The organism is Thermotoga sp. KOL6 (genome assembly GCF_002866025.1).
Lineage (GTDB): Bacteria > Thermotogota > Thermotogae > Thermotogales > Thermotogaceae > Thermotoga.
In genome coordinates this window covers 71,870-89,374 of record NZ_LNDE01000004.1, presented here as the reverse complement: position 1 = coordinate 89,374, position 17,505 = coordinate 71,870, and the positions used below count along the sequence as shown (strand labels likewise).

The 17,505-nt window shown below is 40.7% G+C and carries 20 protein-coding genes; 5 read left to right on the top strand and 15 right to left on the bottom strand.

Annotated elements, in window-relative coordinates:
• Positions 1 to 6: 6 nt before the first annotated feature.
• Positions 7 to 630, top strand: a complete 624-nt coding sequence (gene tsaB / locus AS005_RS08345) for a tRNA (adenosine(37)-N6)-threonylcarbamoyltransferase complex dimerization subunit type 1 TsaB (RefSeq protein ID WP_101511250.1) — start codon at positions 7 to 9, stop codon at positions 628 to 630.
• Between the two features lie 7 nt (positions 631 to 637).
• Here tsaB and AS005_RS08340 read toward each other — a convergent pair whose 3' ends face one another.
• Complete coding sequence (locus AS005_RS08340) at positions 638 to 3,016, bottom strand: ATP-dependent Clp protease ATP-binding subunit (RefSeq protein WP_101511249.1); 2,379 nt, start codon at positions 3,014 to 3,016, stop codon at positions 638 to 640.
• Positions 3,017 to 3,271: 255 nt separating this feature from the next.
• Between AS005_RS08340 and rsmH the strand changes: the two genes are divergently transcribed.
• From rsmH to AS005_RS08330, 3 genes are all read left to right on the top strand, one after another.
• Positions 3,272 to 4,171, top strand: a complete 900-nt coding sequence (gene rsmH, locus AS005_RS08335; protein ID WP_101511248.1) for a 16S rRNA (cytosine(1402)-N(4))-methyltransferase RsmH — start codon at positions 3,272 to 3,274, stop codon at positions 4,169 to 4,171.
• Between the two features lie 106 nt (positions 4,172 to 4,277).
• On the top strand, positions 4,278 to 4,427 hold the full coding sequence (locus tag AS005_RS08810) for a hypothetical protein (protein ID WP_158241066.1): 150 nt from the start codon (positions 4,278 to 4,280) through the stop codon (positions 4,425 to 4,427).
• 9 nt (positions 4,428 to 4,436) lie between these two features.
• A complete protein-coding gene (locus tag AS005_RS08330) occupies positions 4,437 to 6,188 on the top strand; it encodes a penicillin-binding transpeptidase domain-containing protein (protein ID WP_101511247.1) in 1,752 nt (583 codons plus the stop codon).
• Here the strand turns inward: AS005_RS08330 and trxB are convergent.
• From trxB to rplI, 7 genes are read right to left on the bottom strand one after another with little or no spacing between them, the layout of a single operon-like run.
• Positions 6,179 to 7,132, bottom strand: a complete 954-nt coding sequence (gene trxB, locus AS005_RS08325) for a thioredoxin-disulfide reductase (protein ID WP_101511246.1) — start codon at positions 7,130 to 7,132, stop codon at positions 6,179 to 6,181. The genes AS005_RS08330 and trxB overlap by 10 nt on opposite strands.
• 6 nt (positions 7,133 to 7,138) lie before the next feature.
• Complete coding sequence (locus tag AS005_RS08320) at positions 7,139 to 7,804, bottom strand: thioredoxin family protein (RefSeq protein ID WP_101511245.1); 666 nt, start codon at positions 7,802 to 7,804, stop codon at positions 7,139 to 7,141.
• Positions 7,805 to 7,833: 29 nt separating this feature from the next.
• Complete coding sequence (locus AS005_RS08315; RefSeq protein ID WP_101511244.1) at positions 7,834 to 8,316, bottom strand: hypothetical protein; 483 nt, start codon at positions 8,314 to 8,316, stop codon at positions 7,834 to 7,836.
• On the bottom strand, positions 8,313 to 9,239 hold the full coding sequence (locus AS005_RS08310; RefSeq protein WP_101511243.1) for an SPFH domain-containing protein: 927 nt from the start codon (positions 9,237 to 9,239) through the stop codon (positions 8,313 to 8,315). Before AS005_RS08310 ends, AS005_RS08315 begins: the two co-directional genes overlap by 4 nt.
• A 14-nt stretch (positions 9,240 to 9,253) precedes the next feature.
• Entirely contained in the window at positions 9,254 to 9,676 is a 423-nt protein-coding gene (locus AS005_RS08305) for an NfeD family protein (RefSeq protein WP_101511242.1), read from the bottom strand.
• A gap of 19 nt (positions 9,677 to 9,695) precedes the next feature.
• Positions 9,696 to 10,538 (bottom strand): ribonuclease Z, encoded by an 843-nt coding sequence (gene rnz / locus AS005_RS08300; RefSeq protein ID WP_101511241.1) that lies wholly within the window; start codon positions 10,536 to 10,538, stop codon positions 9,696 to 9,698.
• On the bottom strand, positions 10,535 to 10,984 hold the full coding sequence (gene rplI / locus AS005_RS08295; RefSeq protein ID WP_101511240.1) for a 50S ribosomal protein L9: 450 nt from the start codon (positions 10,982 to 10,984) through the stop codon (positions 10,535 to 10,537). Before rplI ends, rnz begins: the two co-directional genes overlap by 4 nt.
• Positions 10,985 to 11,072: 88 nt before the next feature.
• On the opposite strand from rplI, the gene AS005_RS08290 reads away from it, so the two are divergent.
• Entirely contained in the window at positions 11,073 to 12,140 is a 1,068-nt protein-coding gene (locus tag AS005_RS08290; protein ID WP_101511239.1) for a glucose-1-phosphate thymidylyltransferase, read from the top strand.
• A gap of 28 nt (positions 12,141 to 12,168) precedes the next feature.
• On the opposite strand, the gene secF is transcribed toward AS005_RS08290, so the two are convergent.
• From secF to rbfA, 7 genes are read right to left on the bottom strand one after another with little or no spacing between them, the layout of a single operon-like run.
• The gene (gene secF, locus AS005_RS08285) at positions 12,169 to 13,047 is read right to left on the bottom strand and encodes a protein translocase subunit SecF (RefSeq protein WP_101511238.1); all 879 of its coding nucleotides are present in this window, start codon (positions 13,045 to 13,047) and stop codon (positions 12,169 to 12,171) included.
• The gene (secD, locus tag AS005_RS08280) at positions 13,044 to 14,444 is read right to left on the bottom strand and encodes a protein translocase subunit SecD (protein ID WP_101511237.1); all 1,401 of its coding nucleotides are present in this window, start codon (positions 14,442 to 14,444) and stop codon (positions 13,044 to 13,046) included. The genes secF and secD overlap by 4 nt, the downstream gene beginning before the upstream one ends.
• A 3-nt stretch (positions 14,445 to 14,447) precedes the next feature.
• Positions 14,448 to 14,798, bottom strand: a complete 351-nt coding sequence (gene yajC, locus AS005_RS08275; RefSeq protein WP_101511236.1) for a preprotein translocase subunit YajC — start codon at positions 14,796 to 14,798, stop codon at positions 14,448 to 14,450.
• Positions 14,791 to 15,294, bottom strand: coding sequence for an ECF transporter S component (locus AS005_RS08270; RefSeq protein ID WP_101511235.1), 504 nt, complete (start codon positions 15,292 to 15,294; stop codon positions 14,791 to 14,793). Before AS005_RS08270 ends, yajC begins: the two co-directional genes overlap by 8 nt.
• Entirely contained in the window at positions 15,291 to 16,181 is an 891-nt protein-coding gene (gene ribF, locus AS005_RS08265) for a riboflavin biosynthesis protein RibF (RefSeq protein ID WP_101511234.1), read from the bottom strand. The genes AS005_RS08270 and ribF overlap by 4 nt, the downstream gene beginning before the upstream one ends.
• Positions 16,182 to 16,185: 4 nt before the next feature.
• The gene (gene truB / locus AS005_RS08260) at positions 16,186 to 17,115 is read right to left on the bottom strand and encodes a tRNA pseudouridine(55) synthase TruB (RefSeq protein ID WP_101511233.1); all 930 of its coding nucleotides are present in this window, start codon (positions 17,113 to 17,115) and stop codon (positions 16,186 to 16,188) included.
• The gene (rbfA, locus tag AS005_RS08255; RefSeq protein WP_101511232.1) at positions 17,112 to 17,492 is read right to left on the bottom strand and encodes a 30S ribosome-binding factor RbfA; all 381 of its coding nucleotides are present in this window, start codon (positions 17,490 to 17,492) and stop codon (positions 17,112 to 17,114) included. The genes truB and rbfA overlap by 4 nt, the downstream gene beginning before the upstream one ends.
• Positions 17,493 to 17,505: the final 13 nt, after the last annotated feature.

The window sequence follows — 17,505 nt, the reverse complement described above, 5'->3', positions numbered from 1 at the left end:
GAAAAAATGAGGATATTAGCCGTAGATACTTCTTCAAAAATAAGAATAGGTTTGAAGAAAGATGAAGACATTTTTGAAATTTCCTACGTTGGAGCGAGAAAGCACGCGGAGATTTTACACGTTTTAATAAAAGAAATCCTGGAAAGAAACGAACTGTCCGTGAAAGATTTGGATGTTGTAGGTGTGGGGATAGGACCTGGAGGTTTAACCGGGCTCAGAGTCGGAATAGCAACAATAATAGGAATGGTGGCACCTTTTCGCATACCAGTTGCACCTCTAGTTTCATTCGAAATGGCAGCAAAAAGTTGTCCGAGCGATGGTGTCATTCTTGTAGCAAAAAAAGCGAGAAAGGGATACAGCTACTGTGCCGTTTACTCTAAAGAAGACGATAAACTCGATATCATAAAAGAACCATCTGTTTTAGCGGACAAAGAAATGGAAATAGTCGTATCAGAAATCAAACCGAGTATTTTCATAAAAGACGATGTGTTCATATCTCCTAGAACACTCGTCGAAGAAAGTGAGAGAATGTTGAAGGAGAAGAAAATCATCCAACACGACGAAGTAGAACCTCTTTATTTACAAAAGTCCATAGCCGAATTGAATTTTGAAAAAAGAAAAGGGGGCTGACGCCCCCTCATTGTACTTTTTCTAGTTCCCTAGCCACCTCTAATATCAACTTTTCACCATCATGATCCACTCTCACCGTTTGTCCTTCTTTCACTTCACCTGCTATGATCATTTTGGCAAGGGGTGTTTCTATTTCTTTTTCTATGAGCCTTCTTAGAGGTCGCGCACCGAACGTTGGATCGTATCCTTTTTCTGCAAGGTACTCTTTTGCTGCGTTAGTAATCGTGAGCTTTATGTTCTTATCTTTCAGACGATCTTCAAGTCTTTTGATCATAATTTCAACAATCTGTTTCATATGCTCTTTGGTCAAAGGTTTGAACACAACTACATGATCTATCCTGTTTATGAATTCAGGTCTGAAGTAATGCTTGAGCTCTTCTCTTACCTTTTCTTCAATCTCATCGAAACTTCTTCCTTCCTTGACGTAGTTCAGAATAAGATCGCTTGCAATATTACTTGTCATGATAATGATTGTGTTTTTGAAGTCTACCACGTTCCCTTTCGCATCGGTCAATCTACCATCATCCATTATTTGGAGCAGGATGTTGAACACATCAGGATGTGCTTTTTCTATTTCATCGAGGAGAATCACACTGTAAGGTCTTCTCCTCACCGCTTCCGTGAGCTGCCCTCCTTCTTCGTAACCAACATATCCCGGAGGTGCTCCTATCAATTTGGAGACGGCATGTTTTTCCATATATTCACTCATATCGATTCTAATCATAGCGTTTTCGCTTCCAAATAAAACTTCAGCGAGCGTTTTCGCAAGCTCAGTTTTACCGACACCCGTGGGTCCAAGGAACAGGAATGTACCCACAGGCCTGTTCGGATCTTTTATACCCGCTCTGGCTTTCCTTATGGCATCTGCAACAACTCTGACAGCTTCTTCCTGATCAACCAATCTTTGATGTATGATTTCCTCCAATTTCAAAAGCTTCTCTTTCTCAGATTCCACAATTCTGGACACAGGAACGCCGGACCATGACTCCACTACCTCAGCTATCTTTTCTGCTGTAACAACTGGTTTGTCACTTTTCAGAGATTCATACTCACTCTTGAGCTTGAAAAGCTCTTTCTTAAGTTCTGCGGCTTCTTTGTACTGCGATCTCACCGTGAGTTCATCAATCCGAGATTCAAGTTCCTTTATCTTCCTTTCGAGTTCCTGAAGTTTGGTTTCATCCTTTTTCTGTTTGGAAAAACCAAGCTTCACCCTTGCTGCAGCTTCGTCCAAAAGATCGATAGCCTTATCTGGGAGGAATCTATCGGTTATATACCTTGCTGAAAGCTTTGCTGCAGCTTCTATGGCTTCGTCCTCTATCCTGACTTTGTGATGTTCTTCGTACACCTTTTTCAAACCTTTTAAAATCTCTATGGTTTCCTCTACACTGGGTTCTTTTACCATCACAGGTTGGAATCTCCTGGCCAATGCTTTGTCTTTTTCTATATGTTTTCTGTATTCATCTAACGTGGTTGCTCCTATAACCCTTATCTCACCGCGTGCAAGAGCTGGTTTCAGCATGTTAGCCGCATCCATCGCTCCTTCTGCAGCACCAGCTCCAACTATGGTATGAATTTCATCGATGAAGAGAATTGTATTCTCCTTCTGCTTCATCACCTCATCGAGGAACGATTTCAACCTTTCCTCAAATTCTCCTCTGTACTTGGTACCCGCTATCATTCTACCAAGATCAACCATCAAAATACGTACATTTTTCAGAGAATCGGGCACTTTCCCTTCGATTATTCTTTGTGCGAGTCCTTCAACAATAGCTGTCTTTCCAACACCAGGATCACCAATAAGAATAGGATTGTTTTTCGTTTTTCTCATCAAAATCTCGATTACGCGCTCAATTTCCTTGTCTCTTCCTATAATAGGACCAACCTTACCTTCTCTCGCCAATTTTGTGAGATCGGTGGCAAAAGCTACTATTGGAGATTTCTCAGCTACAAATTCTTCTTCATGTTCTTTCACTTTCTGTAGAACCTTTTCGTAATCCACTCCGTGTTTCTTGAGAACGCGGGCAGCATGCGTCGAGCCATCTCTCAAAAGACCAAGAAGGAAATGAAGAGGACTCACATCTTTTTGTTTGAAAAGTCTAGCCTCTTTCCTTGCTAATTCCAAAACATAAGAGAGTTCTTTGGACACGTAGATTTGATCAGAAAATCCATAGAATATACCGTACTGAGAATCAATATAATCCTCGAGTTCATCGATTACCTCTTCCGCGTTCACGCCAACTTCCTTTAGTATCTTCGTAACTTCGTTTTCTTCATAGAGAAGCTGAAGAAGAATATGCTCGGGTCTAAGAAGATTTTGATTTCTGTCTTTAAGATCCTCTACACTCTTTTCAAAAATATCCTTCATCTTGTCGTTTAAATTCCTCATAATTCTCACCTCCGTACAAAATATTAGCACTCTAATATTACGAATGATAAACTAAAAAGTAAAATTTATGTTATAATATAATGTTTTGCACTCGATATTTCAATAGTATACACCAGTTTATTTGAAGTTTTTGACTGGGAATCCTTTCTAGAAGCTATTTCCCCTTGCTTCAAAGTATGTTCATATTTTTTTGATTTTTATGAAAAACACGTTATAATTCTCTACAAGCGAAGAATATCGTAAAGGTGTGGAAAAATGAGAAAATATACCCACTACCACATTCCAGTAATGGTTGAAGAGGTGATCGAGTATTTAAAGCCTGAGGATGAGAAGATAATCCTCGATTGTACTGTTGGTGAAGGTGGTCATGCAAAAGCCATTCTGGAACTATGCTCGAGATGTAAATTGATCGGAATAGACGTTGATTCAGAAGTCTTAAGAATAGCCGAGGAAAAACTCAAAAATTTTTCCAATCGTGTGAGTTTATTTAAAGCTTCTTACACAGATGCACCGTTTCTTCTCAAAACCCTAGGAATAGAAAAAGTAGATGGGATACTTATGGATTTGGGAGTTTCTACCTACCAGTTGAAAGGTGAAAACCGAGGTTTCACTTTTGAAAGAGAAGAGCCACTAGATATGAGAATGGATCTGGAAAGCGAATTGAACGCTCAAAAAGTTTTAAACGAACTATCAGAAGAGGAACTAGCACGCATTATTTTTGAGTACGGAGAAGAAAAGAGATTCGCACGAAGAATTGCAAGGAAGATAGTAGAAAACAGACCTCTCAATACCACCATCGACCTTGTGAAAGCTGTAAGAGAAGCTTTACCTTCCTATGAAATAAGACGCCGAAAAAGACACTTTGCCACCAAAACGTTTCAAGCTATAAGGATTTACGTCAACAGAGAACTTGACAACTTGAGAGAATTTTTGAAAAAAGCGGAGAGAATCCTCAACACCGGTGGAAGAATAGTAGTAATATCTTTTCATTCGTTGGAAGATAGGATAGTGAAAGAAGTTTTCAAAAGCTCCAAAAAATTTCGTATTTTGACGGAAAAACCTGTTCGGCCTTCTGAAAAAGAGATAAAAGAAAACCCGCGTTCCAGAAGTGCACGGCTTCGTGCAGCGGAGTTAGTGGGGGAAGGAGGAGATTAAACTGCCAGCGAAGGTTAATCAAAAGTCAAAGGTTCTGGTACTTTCTCCCCAACTTGTTTTCACAATTCTTGTTATTACCATCTTAATATTTGTGGGGATAACAGCATTGAGAATAGGCATGCTCTCTTTCCACTTAGTCCAAAGCAACAGAAGGTTAGAGCTCGAGATAAAGGAAATGGAGAGAACATATCAATCTCTGAAGGAAGAATTCAATTACATCTCTTCCCACTTCAATCTCCTGTATCCTTCGGAGTGAAAGCGTTAGATGGAAAAAAGATTAGGATTCTTGTTGTTAGTCTTTGCACTGTTTTTAATCATTTCGTTTGTGAACTTCTTTTTCTTTCCCCTTGGAAGAGGGAATCCCCACTGGTATATCTTTATTCCTCCCAAAAGAGGAAGTATCTTGGATGCGAAAAGAAGGAGGATAGCCTACGATTCTCCTAAATATGTTGCCTATCTAGATGTTGATTTCTTCAAGAGGCAAAAAGGTGAGAAAGCCGCCCTTGAAAGAACTTTAGAAGCGTGCGGCATAGAGGAAGACGTTGATGATGTTCTGAAACACAATTTCTTCAAGCTGGCTGAAGCTGAAAACAAAGAAGACGTGTTGAAAAAAATAGAACCTGATATCATTCCGTTCGTTAGTTTGGAGTTGGAATATCGCAGAAAGAAAATTCAAGATTATGGTATGGGTGTTCTCATTGGAACCGTGTTGAACGAGAAGGGAAAAGGAGGTATTGAAGGTTTTTTCGAGAATGTATTGAAAGGAAAAAAAGGGGGATTCATGGAGTTTTTATACAAAGGACCCAGGCTTTCTCCGGTTCTCACAGGTTACTCCTTACCAGAAAACGGGAAAGACGTTCAGACGTCCATCGACTTAGATCTTCAGAGGCGTGTCTATGAGATCGTTGAAAAGGCGGTGAAAGAATTCTCCGCAGCAGCTGGTCACGCAATTGTCATGGAATCAAAAACCGGGAAGATAATCTCGATGGTAACCACTCGAAACTGGAACGATCTGATCGGTGGATACATCGAGCCTGGCTCCACCATAAAACCAGTAGTTTACGCGATCGCTTTAGAAACGGCAGCTGCTTCCGTTTCGATGACAATAGAATGCAACGGATGGATAAAACCAGTCGAGAGCTTGTCCATCGTCATAAGAGATATTGAGAAACATGGGAAAATCAGCTTCCCAACAGGTATAGTGAAATCGTGTAATGTTATGAGTGTAAAAGTTGGAGAGCTGATCGTTAAAAAGATTGGTGTAGATGGCTTTTACAAGTGGCTAAAAAAAGTGGGATTCGGTAGCAAAACAGGTGTGGAGATGGAAGGAGAAATCGAAGGTGTTCTAAGAGAACCAAGTAAGTGGTCACTCATAGATCCTGCTGAGATCTCTATCGGCCAAGGAATCGGCGTCACCCCATTACAGTTGATATCTGCCCTCAATATTTTTGCCAACAATGGTTACTGGATAAAACCGTCTATTTCGAAAGACTCTCCCGTGGAAAAGAGGAAGATCTTTTCTGAAGATGTCGTCAAAGTTATAAAACAAGCTATGGTGGACGTTGTTAAAAATGGGACAGGAAAACTTGCACAAATGATAGGTTTGGAGATCGCCGGAAAAACAGGTACAGCCCAAAAAGCGGTCTCTGGAGAGTACAAAGATCTCTATCATTCGATTTTCGTAGGTTTCTTCCCAGCTGATGATCCAAAATATACGATTTTGGTGCACTTAGACAGTCCCTCTGGAATGTTCTACGGCGGGGATGTCGCTGCCCCTGTGTTCAGACGAATAGCAGAACTTCTGGTGGAAGGAAAAGAAGAGAAAATAAAAGTCATCGATGGCTTGATGCCTGATTTGATAGGTTTGCCTATCAGAGACGCCCTTCTTGTGTTAGATTCCCTTAGAGCAAAAAACGTTAAGATAAATGGAAAAGGGTGGGTAGTGACGAATCAGTCACCCCCACCCAATCATCCTCTGGAAGAGGAAGTTGTTTTAACCCTAGGCAATCAAAAATAATGCTTTGCAGCGTGTTCGATAGCAATCGCTCCATCGGCTACAGCCGTCACTATTTGCCTAAGATTCTTTTTCCTCACATCTCCAATTGCATAAAGCCCTTTCACGTTGGTTTCCATGTTTTCATCTGTTACAACGTATCCATATTGATCCATCTCTACCAGTCCTTCTAGAAGTTTGGAGTTCGGATCTAACCCAATGAATATAAACACTCCATCAGCTTTCAAGATTTTCGTTTCACCTGTTTTAACGTTCTCTATCACGACTTCTTCAACTTTATCTTTTCCACGTATTTCTTTTACGGTGGAATTGTAAATAATTTCTATTTTTGGATTACTTAGAACTCTTTCTTGAAGAGCTTTCGCTGCCGTGAGCGTTTCCAGTAGTTGCACCATCGTGATTTTGTTTACTATGTTAGAAAGGAATATAGATTCATCACACGCACTGTCTCCTCCACCTACGACTACTATATCTTTCCCAGAAAAAAGATATCCATCGCACGTTGCACAATAAGAAACTCCTCTACCGAAAAATTCTTTCTCGCCAGGCACGTTCAATTTCTTAGGATTCGCTCCAGTTGCAACGATTACCACAGGGGATTCCACTTTTTTTCCATCGTCTAGCTCAACAATTTTTTTGTCTCCCTGAATTTCCAGTTTCACAACCTCTGCGTTGTATATGTCCGCTCCGAAACTTTCGGCGTGTTCCTTGAATTTAGAGGCAAGTTCTTCACCCGTGATTTTCGGAAAGCCAGGATAGTTTTCAACAAGATGGGTGAGATTCACGTATCCACCCTCGATCGCTTTCTCAACGACCAATACAGAAAGACCCGCTCTTCTAGCGTAAATAGCAGCAGTGAGGCCAGCAGGACCTCCTCCAATAACTACCACATCGTACTTATCCTTGATTTCCCTTTTCTTCATGGATCCAGTATCAAAGAAGACCATCGCTTCTCACCCCTTTGCGAGTCTCAACACCTCGTTTATGAATTCTTTTTCAGGATAAGCTCCCACGAAAAACTTCGAAGGATCTCTATTTATCACGATATGTGGAACGGAAGACACTCCAAATTTTTCACTCAGCTCCCAATATTCGTTCGCTTCGATCATTTCTCCAACTATTTTGTCACTTGCCATAGCCATGTTGTGTGCCATGAGAACGGCTCTAGGACAATAAGGGCATGTGGGAGTTACGAAGACACTGATCCTTATGGGTTCTTCAATAGACTGCAATTTTTGTATACTCTCTTCCGAAAGTTGCGGTTTTCCTTTCGAAACAGTGATTATGTCTTGTATCAATGTTCCAAATTCATGACCAGAAGGTACTCCGTAAAATCTAATACCGTAGTCCTTTTCATCCTCTGAAAGAAGGATAGTAGCGGGTACCATTTCCACAGCGTACTTCTCAACGAGTTCTTTTTCAGAATCGAAATCGTGCATTTCGAGCTCTATCCTTGAATCGACTGAAGCGAGTTCCTCGAGTACCTGGGCGGTGATTTCACAATACTGACAACGTGCCTTATCTTTGGTTTCGAAGAACAAAATCTTCACTTTCTTTTCCAGCTCTTTCCTAAAAAGGTCTCTGAGATAAGCAACATCCTTTTCCGACAAAACTCCCATTTTTTCACCTCCGGTATTATTCTACCAAATTAGTCGAATTTGTCCATTCCATTTAGTAAACCTATTGTTACACCAAGAAACAAAATTATGGAAATTATGAGAGGATTTTTCAGCTCAGTATTAGAAAAGATGGTATATAGACCAAAGAAACTCAGAACCGGTTTTACAAAAGTTTTGAACAACCTTTTTTTGATCTGATAAAGACTGAACTCTTTGTCGTTGTACTCAAAAGATAGGAAAAGTATGCGATACTGTTCACTTATTCCCGTTAAGAAATGCACAGACTTTCCTAGGAAAAACAAAACTGAAAGAGCTGCAACTATCAAATAAAATATCGAAGTTCTCAACACCCAGGAGAACAAGAACAACAAACCCAAAGTTGTAAATTCGTTGAAGATTCTGAAAGCACTCAGATCCAATCTTTCACGCTTTTTCAAATACAGATAAGAAAAAAAGATGGACGTCACAAACCCTACTCCAGAAAAAACAATTCCTTCAAAAAACCAGGTCATTTCTCATCCCTCTTATTTTCTTCTTTCTCCTCTTTCTTGAAAATTTCAGAGATAACACCCAAACTTGCCAATATGGAACTAGCTTCGAAGGGTAAGAATATTTTGGTCGCTTGACCGTTGGCCATTTCTTTAAGCGTTTCTAGATATCTAACAGTAAGCAAATCTTTGGTTGGATTTCCTTCGTGTATCGCGTTGAAAACAAGTTTTATCGCTTCAGCTTGCCCTCTAGCTTCGAGAATGAGTTTCTGCATGTTCGCTTCAGCGACTCGCTTTATTGCTTCCGCCTCACCCTCTGCTCTCAAAATAGCCGCATTTTTCTCACCTTCCGCTCTCAAAATCTGAGCCTGTTTGTATCCTTCTGCCTCCAGTATAGCTGCTCTTTTTGTTCTCTCTGCCTTCATTTGTTTACTCATAGCATCTGTAATATCCTGAGGAGGATCGATCTTCTTAATTTCAACTCGTGTGATTCTCACACCCCACTTATCAGTTGCCTCATCGAGGACTGTTCGAAGTTTCATGTTTATTCTCTCTCTAGAAGTCAATGTTTGATCGAGTTCCAGTTCTCCTATCACATTCCTCAAATTCGTCTGTGCAAGCTTTATCGTTGCCATCTCGAAATTACTAACGTTGTAAACAACTTTGTACGCATCTGTGATCTCGTAATATATTACTGCGTCAACTGTAACTACAACATTGTCCCTCGTGATAACTTCCTGTGGAGGTACATCGATCACTTTTTCCCTCATGTCCACCTTTATCATTCTTTCAAAAAATGGGATAATAAAGTGTATTCCCGCACCTACTTCTCTCTTGAATTTTCCAAGGCGTTCAACCAAACCTCGTTCATAGGGACGAACTATCCTCAGTGAACTGGCAGCAACAATCAACAGGAAAAAAACGATAACAATAAGAGCCACTAACATAATCACTCACCTCCTCATACTCTTTTCACAACTACATGAGCTCCTTCTACCCTTAAGATCTTTACATGCTCACCTTTTTCAATAATCTCTTCGTCGTCTTCAGAAAAAGCACGCCAAATATCACCGTTGATCTTCACAAGACCTGTTCCACTTTTGTTATCGATCTTTTCTATGACAAGCGCTACCTTACCTACAATTTCCTCTACATGTATCTTTCTAGGTGATTCCCAATGCTGAACGAGCCTTCTGGTAAGGAGAACTAACACAATGGAGACTACTCCAAAAACGATTAACTGGACGTAAATACCCAAATAAAGAGAAACCAACGACGCAGCAAGTGCTCCTACACCAAACCAAAAGATGAAAAAGGTAGGAGTGAGTATTTCTGCTACCATCAGTATTACACCAAGGATGAGCCAGAACACCCAGGCTTCCATGTTATCCCCCCTCTGCATCCTACATCTCAAACACCTTCCTAGGATCCATATACATTATTTCTACATCCGGCATCATCTCTCTGTACTTTTTTATGATAGATTTGAGTTTTCTGATGTATCGCGTGGAGATATGATAGAGTATCACCCTCTTGACACCCGCTTTCTTAACTGTTTGCATAACTTCTTCTATTGAAGCGTGATTTTTATACCTCCGATCACGAGAATCCAAGAAGGTACATTCATGAATGAGAAGTTCAGTATCTTTCACCTCCTCAGGATCGAGCGCAAGCGAATCACCACTGATAGTGAGAATCTTCTTATGATATTCTTCTGTGACAAAGTCTCTTCCCTTTTTCTTAACCAGCTTGGCGATCTCTCTGCTATCTAAACCCTGAAATTCCCTTTTTAGCTTCCTTCTGACTTCAAAAACGTGATACCCAAAACTCACCTCAGATGCCACATGTTTTGTCTTGAAAGGTTGAACGTACCGCTTAAAACCACCCGCTTCTCTTAAAAACACTCTCTCTCCTTCTTCCAATGGATGAACGTTGAAAGAAAAACGTAGCTCTGGATTCGCTTTTTTTATGAAATTCGTGTATTCTTCGACGGCTTTGTTACCTTTTGGATAGTACACATCGAGGGGTTTCTCCCTGTCTCCCATCCCGTTGTTTCTTATGTTCACAACACCCCATAAACCCGCTACATGATCTACATGCCCATGGGTGAGAAACACATATTTGAAGGCGTAAACCTTGCTACCGAGAGTGGTAGAAACTCCTTCCCCTGCGTCGAAGAGAATACGCTCAGGAGAGTAATAAACCCAAGTTGAGAAGAGAGCTTTTGAAAACCCTATTATGTTCATTCCTCTCTCTCCACCTTGATCTCTATAGTATCCCTAACACCACCAGGAAGGGAAACTTCCACAGAGTAATTTCCCACCTCTTTTATCGGTTTTTCCAATTTGAACCATTTTTTGTCTAACTTCAATCCTGTTAGTTTCGAGATTTCTTCTGCTAAAGTTGTTGCTGTGACCGCTCCAAAAATTTTTCCACCTTTTCCTGCTTTGGCTTTTATAATATGTGTCCTCTTTTTCAACTCCTTCAAAATCTTTTCACTTTCTTCTTTTTCTCGTTCTCTCCTTTTTCTCTCTATTTCTTTTTCGTGTTCTATCGCCCTCTCGAGTCCTTTCGTATATTCTTTCGCAAGACCCCGAGGAATCAAATAATTTCTCGCATACCCATCTGATACTTCCTTGACTTCACCCTTTTTTCCGATCTTTGGAACGTCCTTCAGAAGAATCACTTTCAAAGGTGCCCACCTCCTGATAGCTTTTCCTTACCTAACCTATTCTATCATGGTTGATTGATATAATTCTGTGAGAAGGAGGTGTAAAGTTGTGAAAAAAGCGATCGTTTTATGCGCAGGAAGGGGTACTAGACTCAGGCCATTGACTTTCACCACTGCGAAACACCTTATTCCTATTGCAAACAAACCGATTCTTTTTTACAGTCTAGAAAGCATTGCTCGTGCGGGTATTGAAGAAGTGGGAATTGTTGTGAATCCTTTCAACAAAGAGGAATTTAGAAAAATCATCGGAAACGGAGAATCTTTCGGTTTAAAGATAACCTACATAGTCCAAGAGGAACCTAAAGGGCTTGCTCATGCTGTTTTAGTGTCCAAAGGATTTCTCGGCGACGATGATTTTCTCATGTACCTTGGAGACAATCTAATCCTTGAAGATCTGAGTAAGTTTCTAAGAGATTTCGAGCAATCGGATTATGCCGCATCCATTTTGCTTTCACCTGTCAAAGATCCTACGAGATTCGGAGTGGCTGTGATGGACGGAGATAGAGTGCTCAAAGTCGTAGAAAAACCGAAGGTTCCACCGAGCAATCTTGCAATAGTTGGACTTTATCTTTTTAGAAACAAGATTTTTGAAGGCATAGAAAACATAAAACCTTCGTGGAGAGGCGAACTCGAAATCACAGATGCCATAGAGTACCTCATAGAAAAAGGTGAAAAAGTAAAGGGTTACATCATATACGGCTGGTGGAAAGACACCGGAAAACCAGATGATCTTCTGGAAGCAAATCGCAAAATTCTTATGCAAATAAACGAAGAAATTTTGGGATCTGTTGACGAAAAATCCGATATACAAGGAACGGTGATGATAGGAAAAGCCACCAGAATTGTCAATTCCGTTATCAGAGGCCCTGTTGTAGTAGGAGAGAACTGTTTCATTAAGGATACTTACATAGGACCTTACACCTCTGTGGGAAACAACGTGATCTTGGAAGATTGTGAACTAGAAAACAGCATAGTTATGGATGATTGTTCGATCATTGGTATAGAGAAAAGAGTGGATTCCTCTATTCTGGGAAAGGGTGTTTCTGTTAGAAGCTCGAAAAAACGCCCTACGAGTTTGAATCTTATTCTCGGTGACATGAGTAGAGTGGAATTTTAAATTTTAAAGGGGCCACAAGGCCCCTCAATTATTTTGTCCACTTCACAATGATGGGGGATACTACGTACAGTGAAGAATATGTCCCCACTACAGTTCCCACGGTCATACCGAAAGCGAACGGTTTCACCGCATTACCAGCAAATAGCAGAAGAACGAAGACCACCAAGAACGTCGTTAAAGAGGTATTGATCGTTCTAGCAAGAACTTGGTTTATACTCATGTTCACAATGTTTACTATGTTCCTTCCTCTATATCTTTTCATATTCTCTCTGATCCTATCAGAAAGAACGATAGTATCGTTTAAAGAGTATCCAAGTAAAGTGAGGAACGCTGCCACCGCTGCAACGTTTATTTCGTATCCAAAAATAGAGAAAAATCCCATTGTGATCAAAACATCGTGAACAAGCGCGATAATAGCGGCAACACCGAATATGAATCTGAACCTGATGGTGATGTAAATCAAAAGCACCACGAGGGCTACAAGAATGGCTGTCCAAGTCCCTCTTTTGATTTCCTCAGCAGCTGTACCGCTTATTTCATTGAAGGAAACCACTTTTCCAGAAAGGAGGTGTTCAATTTCCTCTTGAATTTTTTGTTTTTCCTCAGGTTCATAAATTTTTGAAACGACGATAGAATACTTCAAGACATTGGCCGGATCCCCCGCCGAACGTACCTGAACAATTCTTGAACTTGCAAGTTCTTCAGAGATTTGAGAGATCGCTTTCCTTATGTCAGCTTCCGTAATGCTTTTGTTTTCAAATCGAACTACGATTTCCGACCCTCCGGTGAATTCAACACCGAAATTGAATCCTTTTGTAAAGATAGATACGACAGAAATCGCTATCAAGATCAAAGAAATCGTTATGAATATCCTCGATTTTCCCATGAAGTCAATCTCTCTTCTCATCGTTTGTTCCCTCCCTGCGCTTCTTCAACAACTTTGGGCGTTTTCAGAAACGGTGCTAGAGCATCGAGAAGGAGCCTACTGAAAACCAGATTCACGAAGATGCTTCCAAGAACACCTATGATTAATGTAATGGCAAAACCTTTCACGGTTCCAGTTCCGAAATAATACAATATGAGTCCGGTGAGAATAGTTGTGATGTTCGCATCGAGTATTGTCGACAGCGAACGATCAAAACCCGCTGCTATGGATGTTCTCACAGGTTTTCCTGCTCTCATTTCTTCCTTTATTCTTTCGTATATGATCACGTTCCCATCAACGGTTGTTCCTATGGTCAAGATGATACCGGCTATTCCAGGGAGGGTAAGAATGAATTTACCAGCTGCCATAACTCCCAAAAGCAAAATGGTGTTGTAGATGAGAGCAAGATCAGCAACGATTCCCATTGCTCTGTAGTAAACCAGCATGTAAGCAAGAACCAAAATAATTCCTATGATACCTGCTTTCAACGAAGAATCGATCACATCACGCCCAAGAAGTGGTGCAACCCACCCAGATGAGGTTTTCACGAGTCTAGCTGGCAATGCCCCACTTCTCAAAATGGCAGCGAGTTGTTTTGCCTCTTCTAAAGAGAAGTTTCCTGTTATTTCAGCCTTTCCATCAGTGATGATGGCCACAACTTGACCTGCAAACTGGACTACGTTATCTAGGACGATGGCCAGTCTTTTTTTTGGATCGTAAGTCCCCTCGGGAACATAAAGAGCTTGTGTAATCTTTTTGAACTTTTCTACATATTCTTTGGCTAGCTCGAATGAAACCTTGTAACCGTATCGACCCGTTCTTGTCTCTACCTCGGGTCTTGCGTAGATAATGCGAGGCGCTTCAAGAACTAGATCCTTTCTTCCCATTATCTCCTTCTTCACAAGGTACCATTTCCCATCTCTTCCTCTAAGCCATGTTGCATTCTCCCTTTTGGCTTCGAGAGCTAGTTCCGGCACTTTCGTTGGATCGTCACCGAGATATTCATCGAGTACTTGAGCAAAGTAAAGAACACCCGTTGAACCAATGAGTTTTTCAGCTTGAACTGTGTCAGTCGCCCCAGGTATTTCAACAACTATGTAAGATTTGTTTTCCCGAAAGACTTTCTTCACAGATGCTTCTGTATAACCAGCGGCATCGAGACGATTTCTCAAAACTGTCCACACATCATCGACAACATCAGTGGGATTTTCCGTTCCTTCTTCTATCTCAACCAGGTATTCGATCCTTGCACCACCTTTTATATCTAAACCAAGACGGATGTTAGACATCCAACCACCTTTGCTGGGCCAAAAGAGAGCCAGTAGGGCACCAATCAGAACTGCCAATACTACAACAAGTCTTACCTTATCTCCCCGCATCGATCATCCCTCCTGACTTTCTTGTGCTTTCTCTTTTATAACTGTAGAAATTGCCCTCTTAGTGATTTCAAGCTCCGTAGCATTTGCCGTTTTGATTTTAACGGTGTCTTTTTTAATGTCGATCACTTTCCCAACAATTCCTCCTATTGTAACAACAGTATCTCCGCGTTTTAATTGACTCAACATCTGCTGAAACTGTTTCTCTCTCCTTCTTTGAGGAAGGATGATCAAAAAATAGAAAATTGCTATGAAAAAGATGAGCATAAACAAAAGACTTCCCCAACCCCCGCTCGTGGAGGTTGTAGCAGTCCCGTTTGATGCACCGGGAGCTGCTGCGTAAACGATCTCAGGCATTCTCTTTTCCTCCCTTCTCAAATATCAATTGAAGTCTCCTGTATACAAGCGGAACTACTATGAATTGAAGTATCACACCAGGAATTCCCGTGGTGAAACTTAGAATTACAGAAGTAATCGGCTGAAGTTTGATGCCAATGAGGAGACCAATTGTATAGTAAGAGATAGAATAAACTAATCTACCAACGAGTATGGCAATGAGGAGACGTAGAAATATGTTGCTTCTTTTCATGATTCCTGGAATGAAGCCGTAGAAGAAGATCTCTGGTATCATGAACAGGAATATGGGAAAAGGAGGCATTCCCATAGTTAGAAACGAAAGGAGTGGAAGAAACGCCCCAACGATCCCCCCCACAAAAGCTCCCGAAGTTGCTCCGGCGAGCATTGCCACAAGGTGAAGAGGTAAAAACATCCTTCCAAGGTTAACCAAATGGAAAAGATAAGCGAGTGCTATTCCAACAGCAAGCCACATGGCAGTGTACGTTAACCTCTTCATGTGGTACCACCTCCTTTGCTTGAATTCGAATTGATTATATCACTCACCAACTTTCTCGCGAGAAAAACATCTTTTTCTATAGCGTTCTTCAATTCTTTAACAGAGGCGAATTTCTTCTCCGGCCTCAAAAACTTTATCACTTCCACTTTCAAGTACTCATTGTACAGCTCCCCTTCGAAGTCCAGAATGTAAACTTCGTACTTTATATGGGAGGAATCTCCCACCGTTGGCCTTAATCCCACGTTCATGACACCAAATTTTTTCTCTCGACTAGGAAGATGCACCCTAACTAAATAGATTCCTCTTCTCAAATCTACGAGCTTTTCTCTTCCTCTATCAATGTTGGCTGTTGGAAATCCCAACTTTTTACCAAATTGTCTATCTTTATAGACAATGCCCGATATTTCGTAAAATCTTCCAAGATACAGTGGTATTTCTTCCACATTACCTTCTTGGACAAGGCTTCTGATCAAAGAACTGCTCACTCTTTTTCCACCAACAACCACATCTTCAACCTCATGAACTTCTATTCCTTTTTTCTTTAAGAAAGAAGCGTCACCCTCCGCATTTTTACCGAATTTGAAATCTTTCCCAACAACAACAGTTGAAACTCCTGGTAAGTACTTTTCGACAAAGTGTTCCGGTGAAAGATCCTTGATCTGCAAAAAGTCTAAAACAACCGTTTTTGAATATTGAGAAAGAATCCTCACTCTTTCTTCTGTGGATATGAGAAGTCCTGGAAAATTGGGTGAGAAGTACTCTGGCGGATGAGAAATTGTGAATATTAAACCAGGAAGTCTTTTGAAAGAGGCAACATCTTTGAGTGCTTCCAAAATTTTTTGGTGTCCAATATGAACACCGTCGAATACTCCGATAGTGACAACCATGTTTTCACCTCATGTTAAAGACTTTTATGAGTTTCAACACTCGTTCATTCCTTCTCTGTCTTTTCAAAGTGTACAAAAAAGAAGAATTCCTTTCCGCCATAGCTAGTGCCAACAAATTCCCTTCTTCATCAAACACTTTAACAACATCGTCTTTTCTGAATTCATCCCATTCTTTGAGCATTTCTAAAAATATCTGTGAACCATTGAGGACCCCACTTGCAAATTTTTGATAAACCACGACACTTGCAAACCACTCCAATGTTTTCTCCAAAGGAATTATTTTGCTTTCCAATTCTTCCGGCGTAGCTTCAAAAACGTTAATACTTTCTTCGAGATTATGATGCCCCACTCGTTCTCTAACAAGTTCTACAGCTGTGGCGCCACATCCAAGTTTGTACCCAATATCCATACAGAGAGATCTTACATAAGTTCCTGACGAAACTTCTACCCTGAAAGAAACCTCCTTTCCTGAGATCTTCACATCCCAAATTTTGAAAATTCTAACTTTTCGGGGAGGCAGACTTATGATCTTCCCATCTCTAGCCAGTTTATAGAGACGCTCTCCTTTATATTTTTTTGCAGAATAAGCTGGTGGAACCTGCTCGTATTCTCCTACAAAGGAGAATATTGCTTCTCTTATTTCTTCCTCCGAAACTTTGCACTCTCTTTCTTCTACAACTTCACCTGTGATGTCAAAAGTTTCAGTTATCAATCCTAATCTCATTTTCACCCAGTACACTTTGTTCAGATCCTTGTAGAACTCTAAGACACGGGTGCCTTGGTTTATTCCAATAATGAGAACACCACAAGCAAAAGGATCCAACGTACCAGCATGTCCTACTTTCCGGGTTTTTAGCTTCTTTCTCACTTCGTCAACAGTATCGTGAGAAGTGGGACCTTTTGGTTTATAAGCAACAATTATTCCATGCTTCATTCTTTTTCTTTCTCCTCCCCTTTAAACGGATCGTATCCCAATTCGTTCAAAAGTTGATGAACCCTCACACTTGCCTCTATTCCCTTATCTTCATAGAAGCGAATCTCGGGTGCAACATAAAGCCTCAAATTTTTCGCCACAAAAGTTCTAAAAAAACCCTTTGCTTTATTAAGTATTTCTACCACCTCTTTCCGTTCTTCCGGTTTACCCAAGAAACTTACGTACACATCTGCATATCTTTTGTCTTTCGACAATTCGACGCGAGAGAAAGTCACAAACTCTTTTTTTAAACGTGGATCCTTCATATGCTGCAATGCTTCGGTCAAAAGTTTTTGTATTTCAGATTCGAGCATTGCCTTCCTGTAAGTTGGATGCATAATCTAACACCTC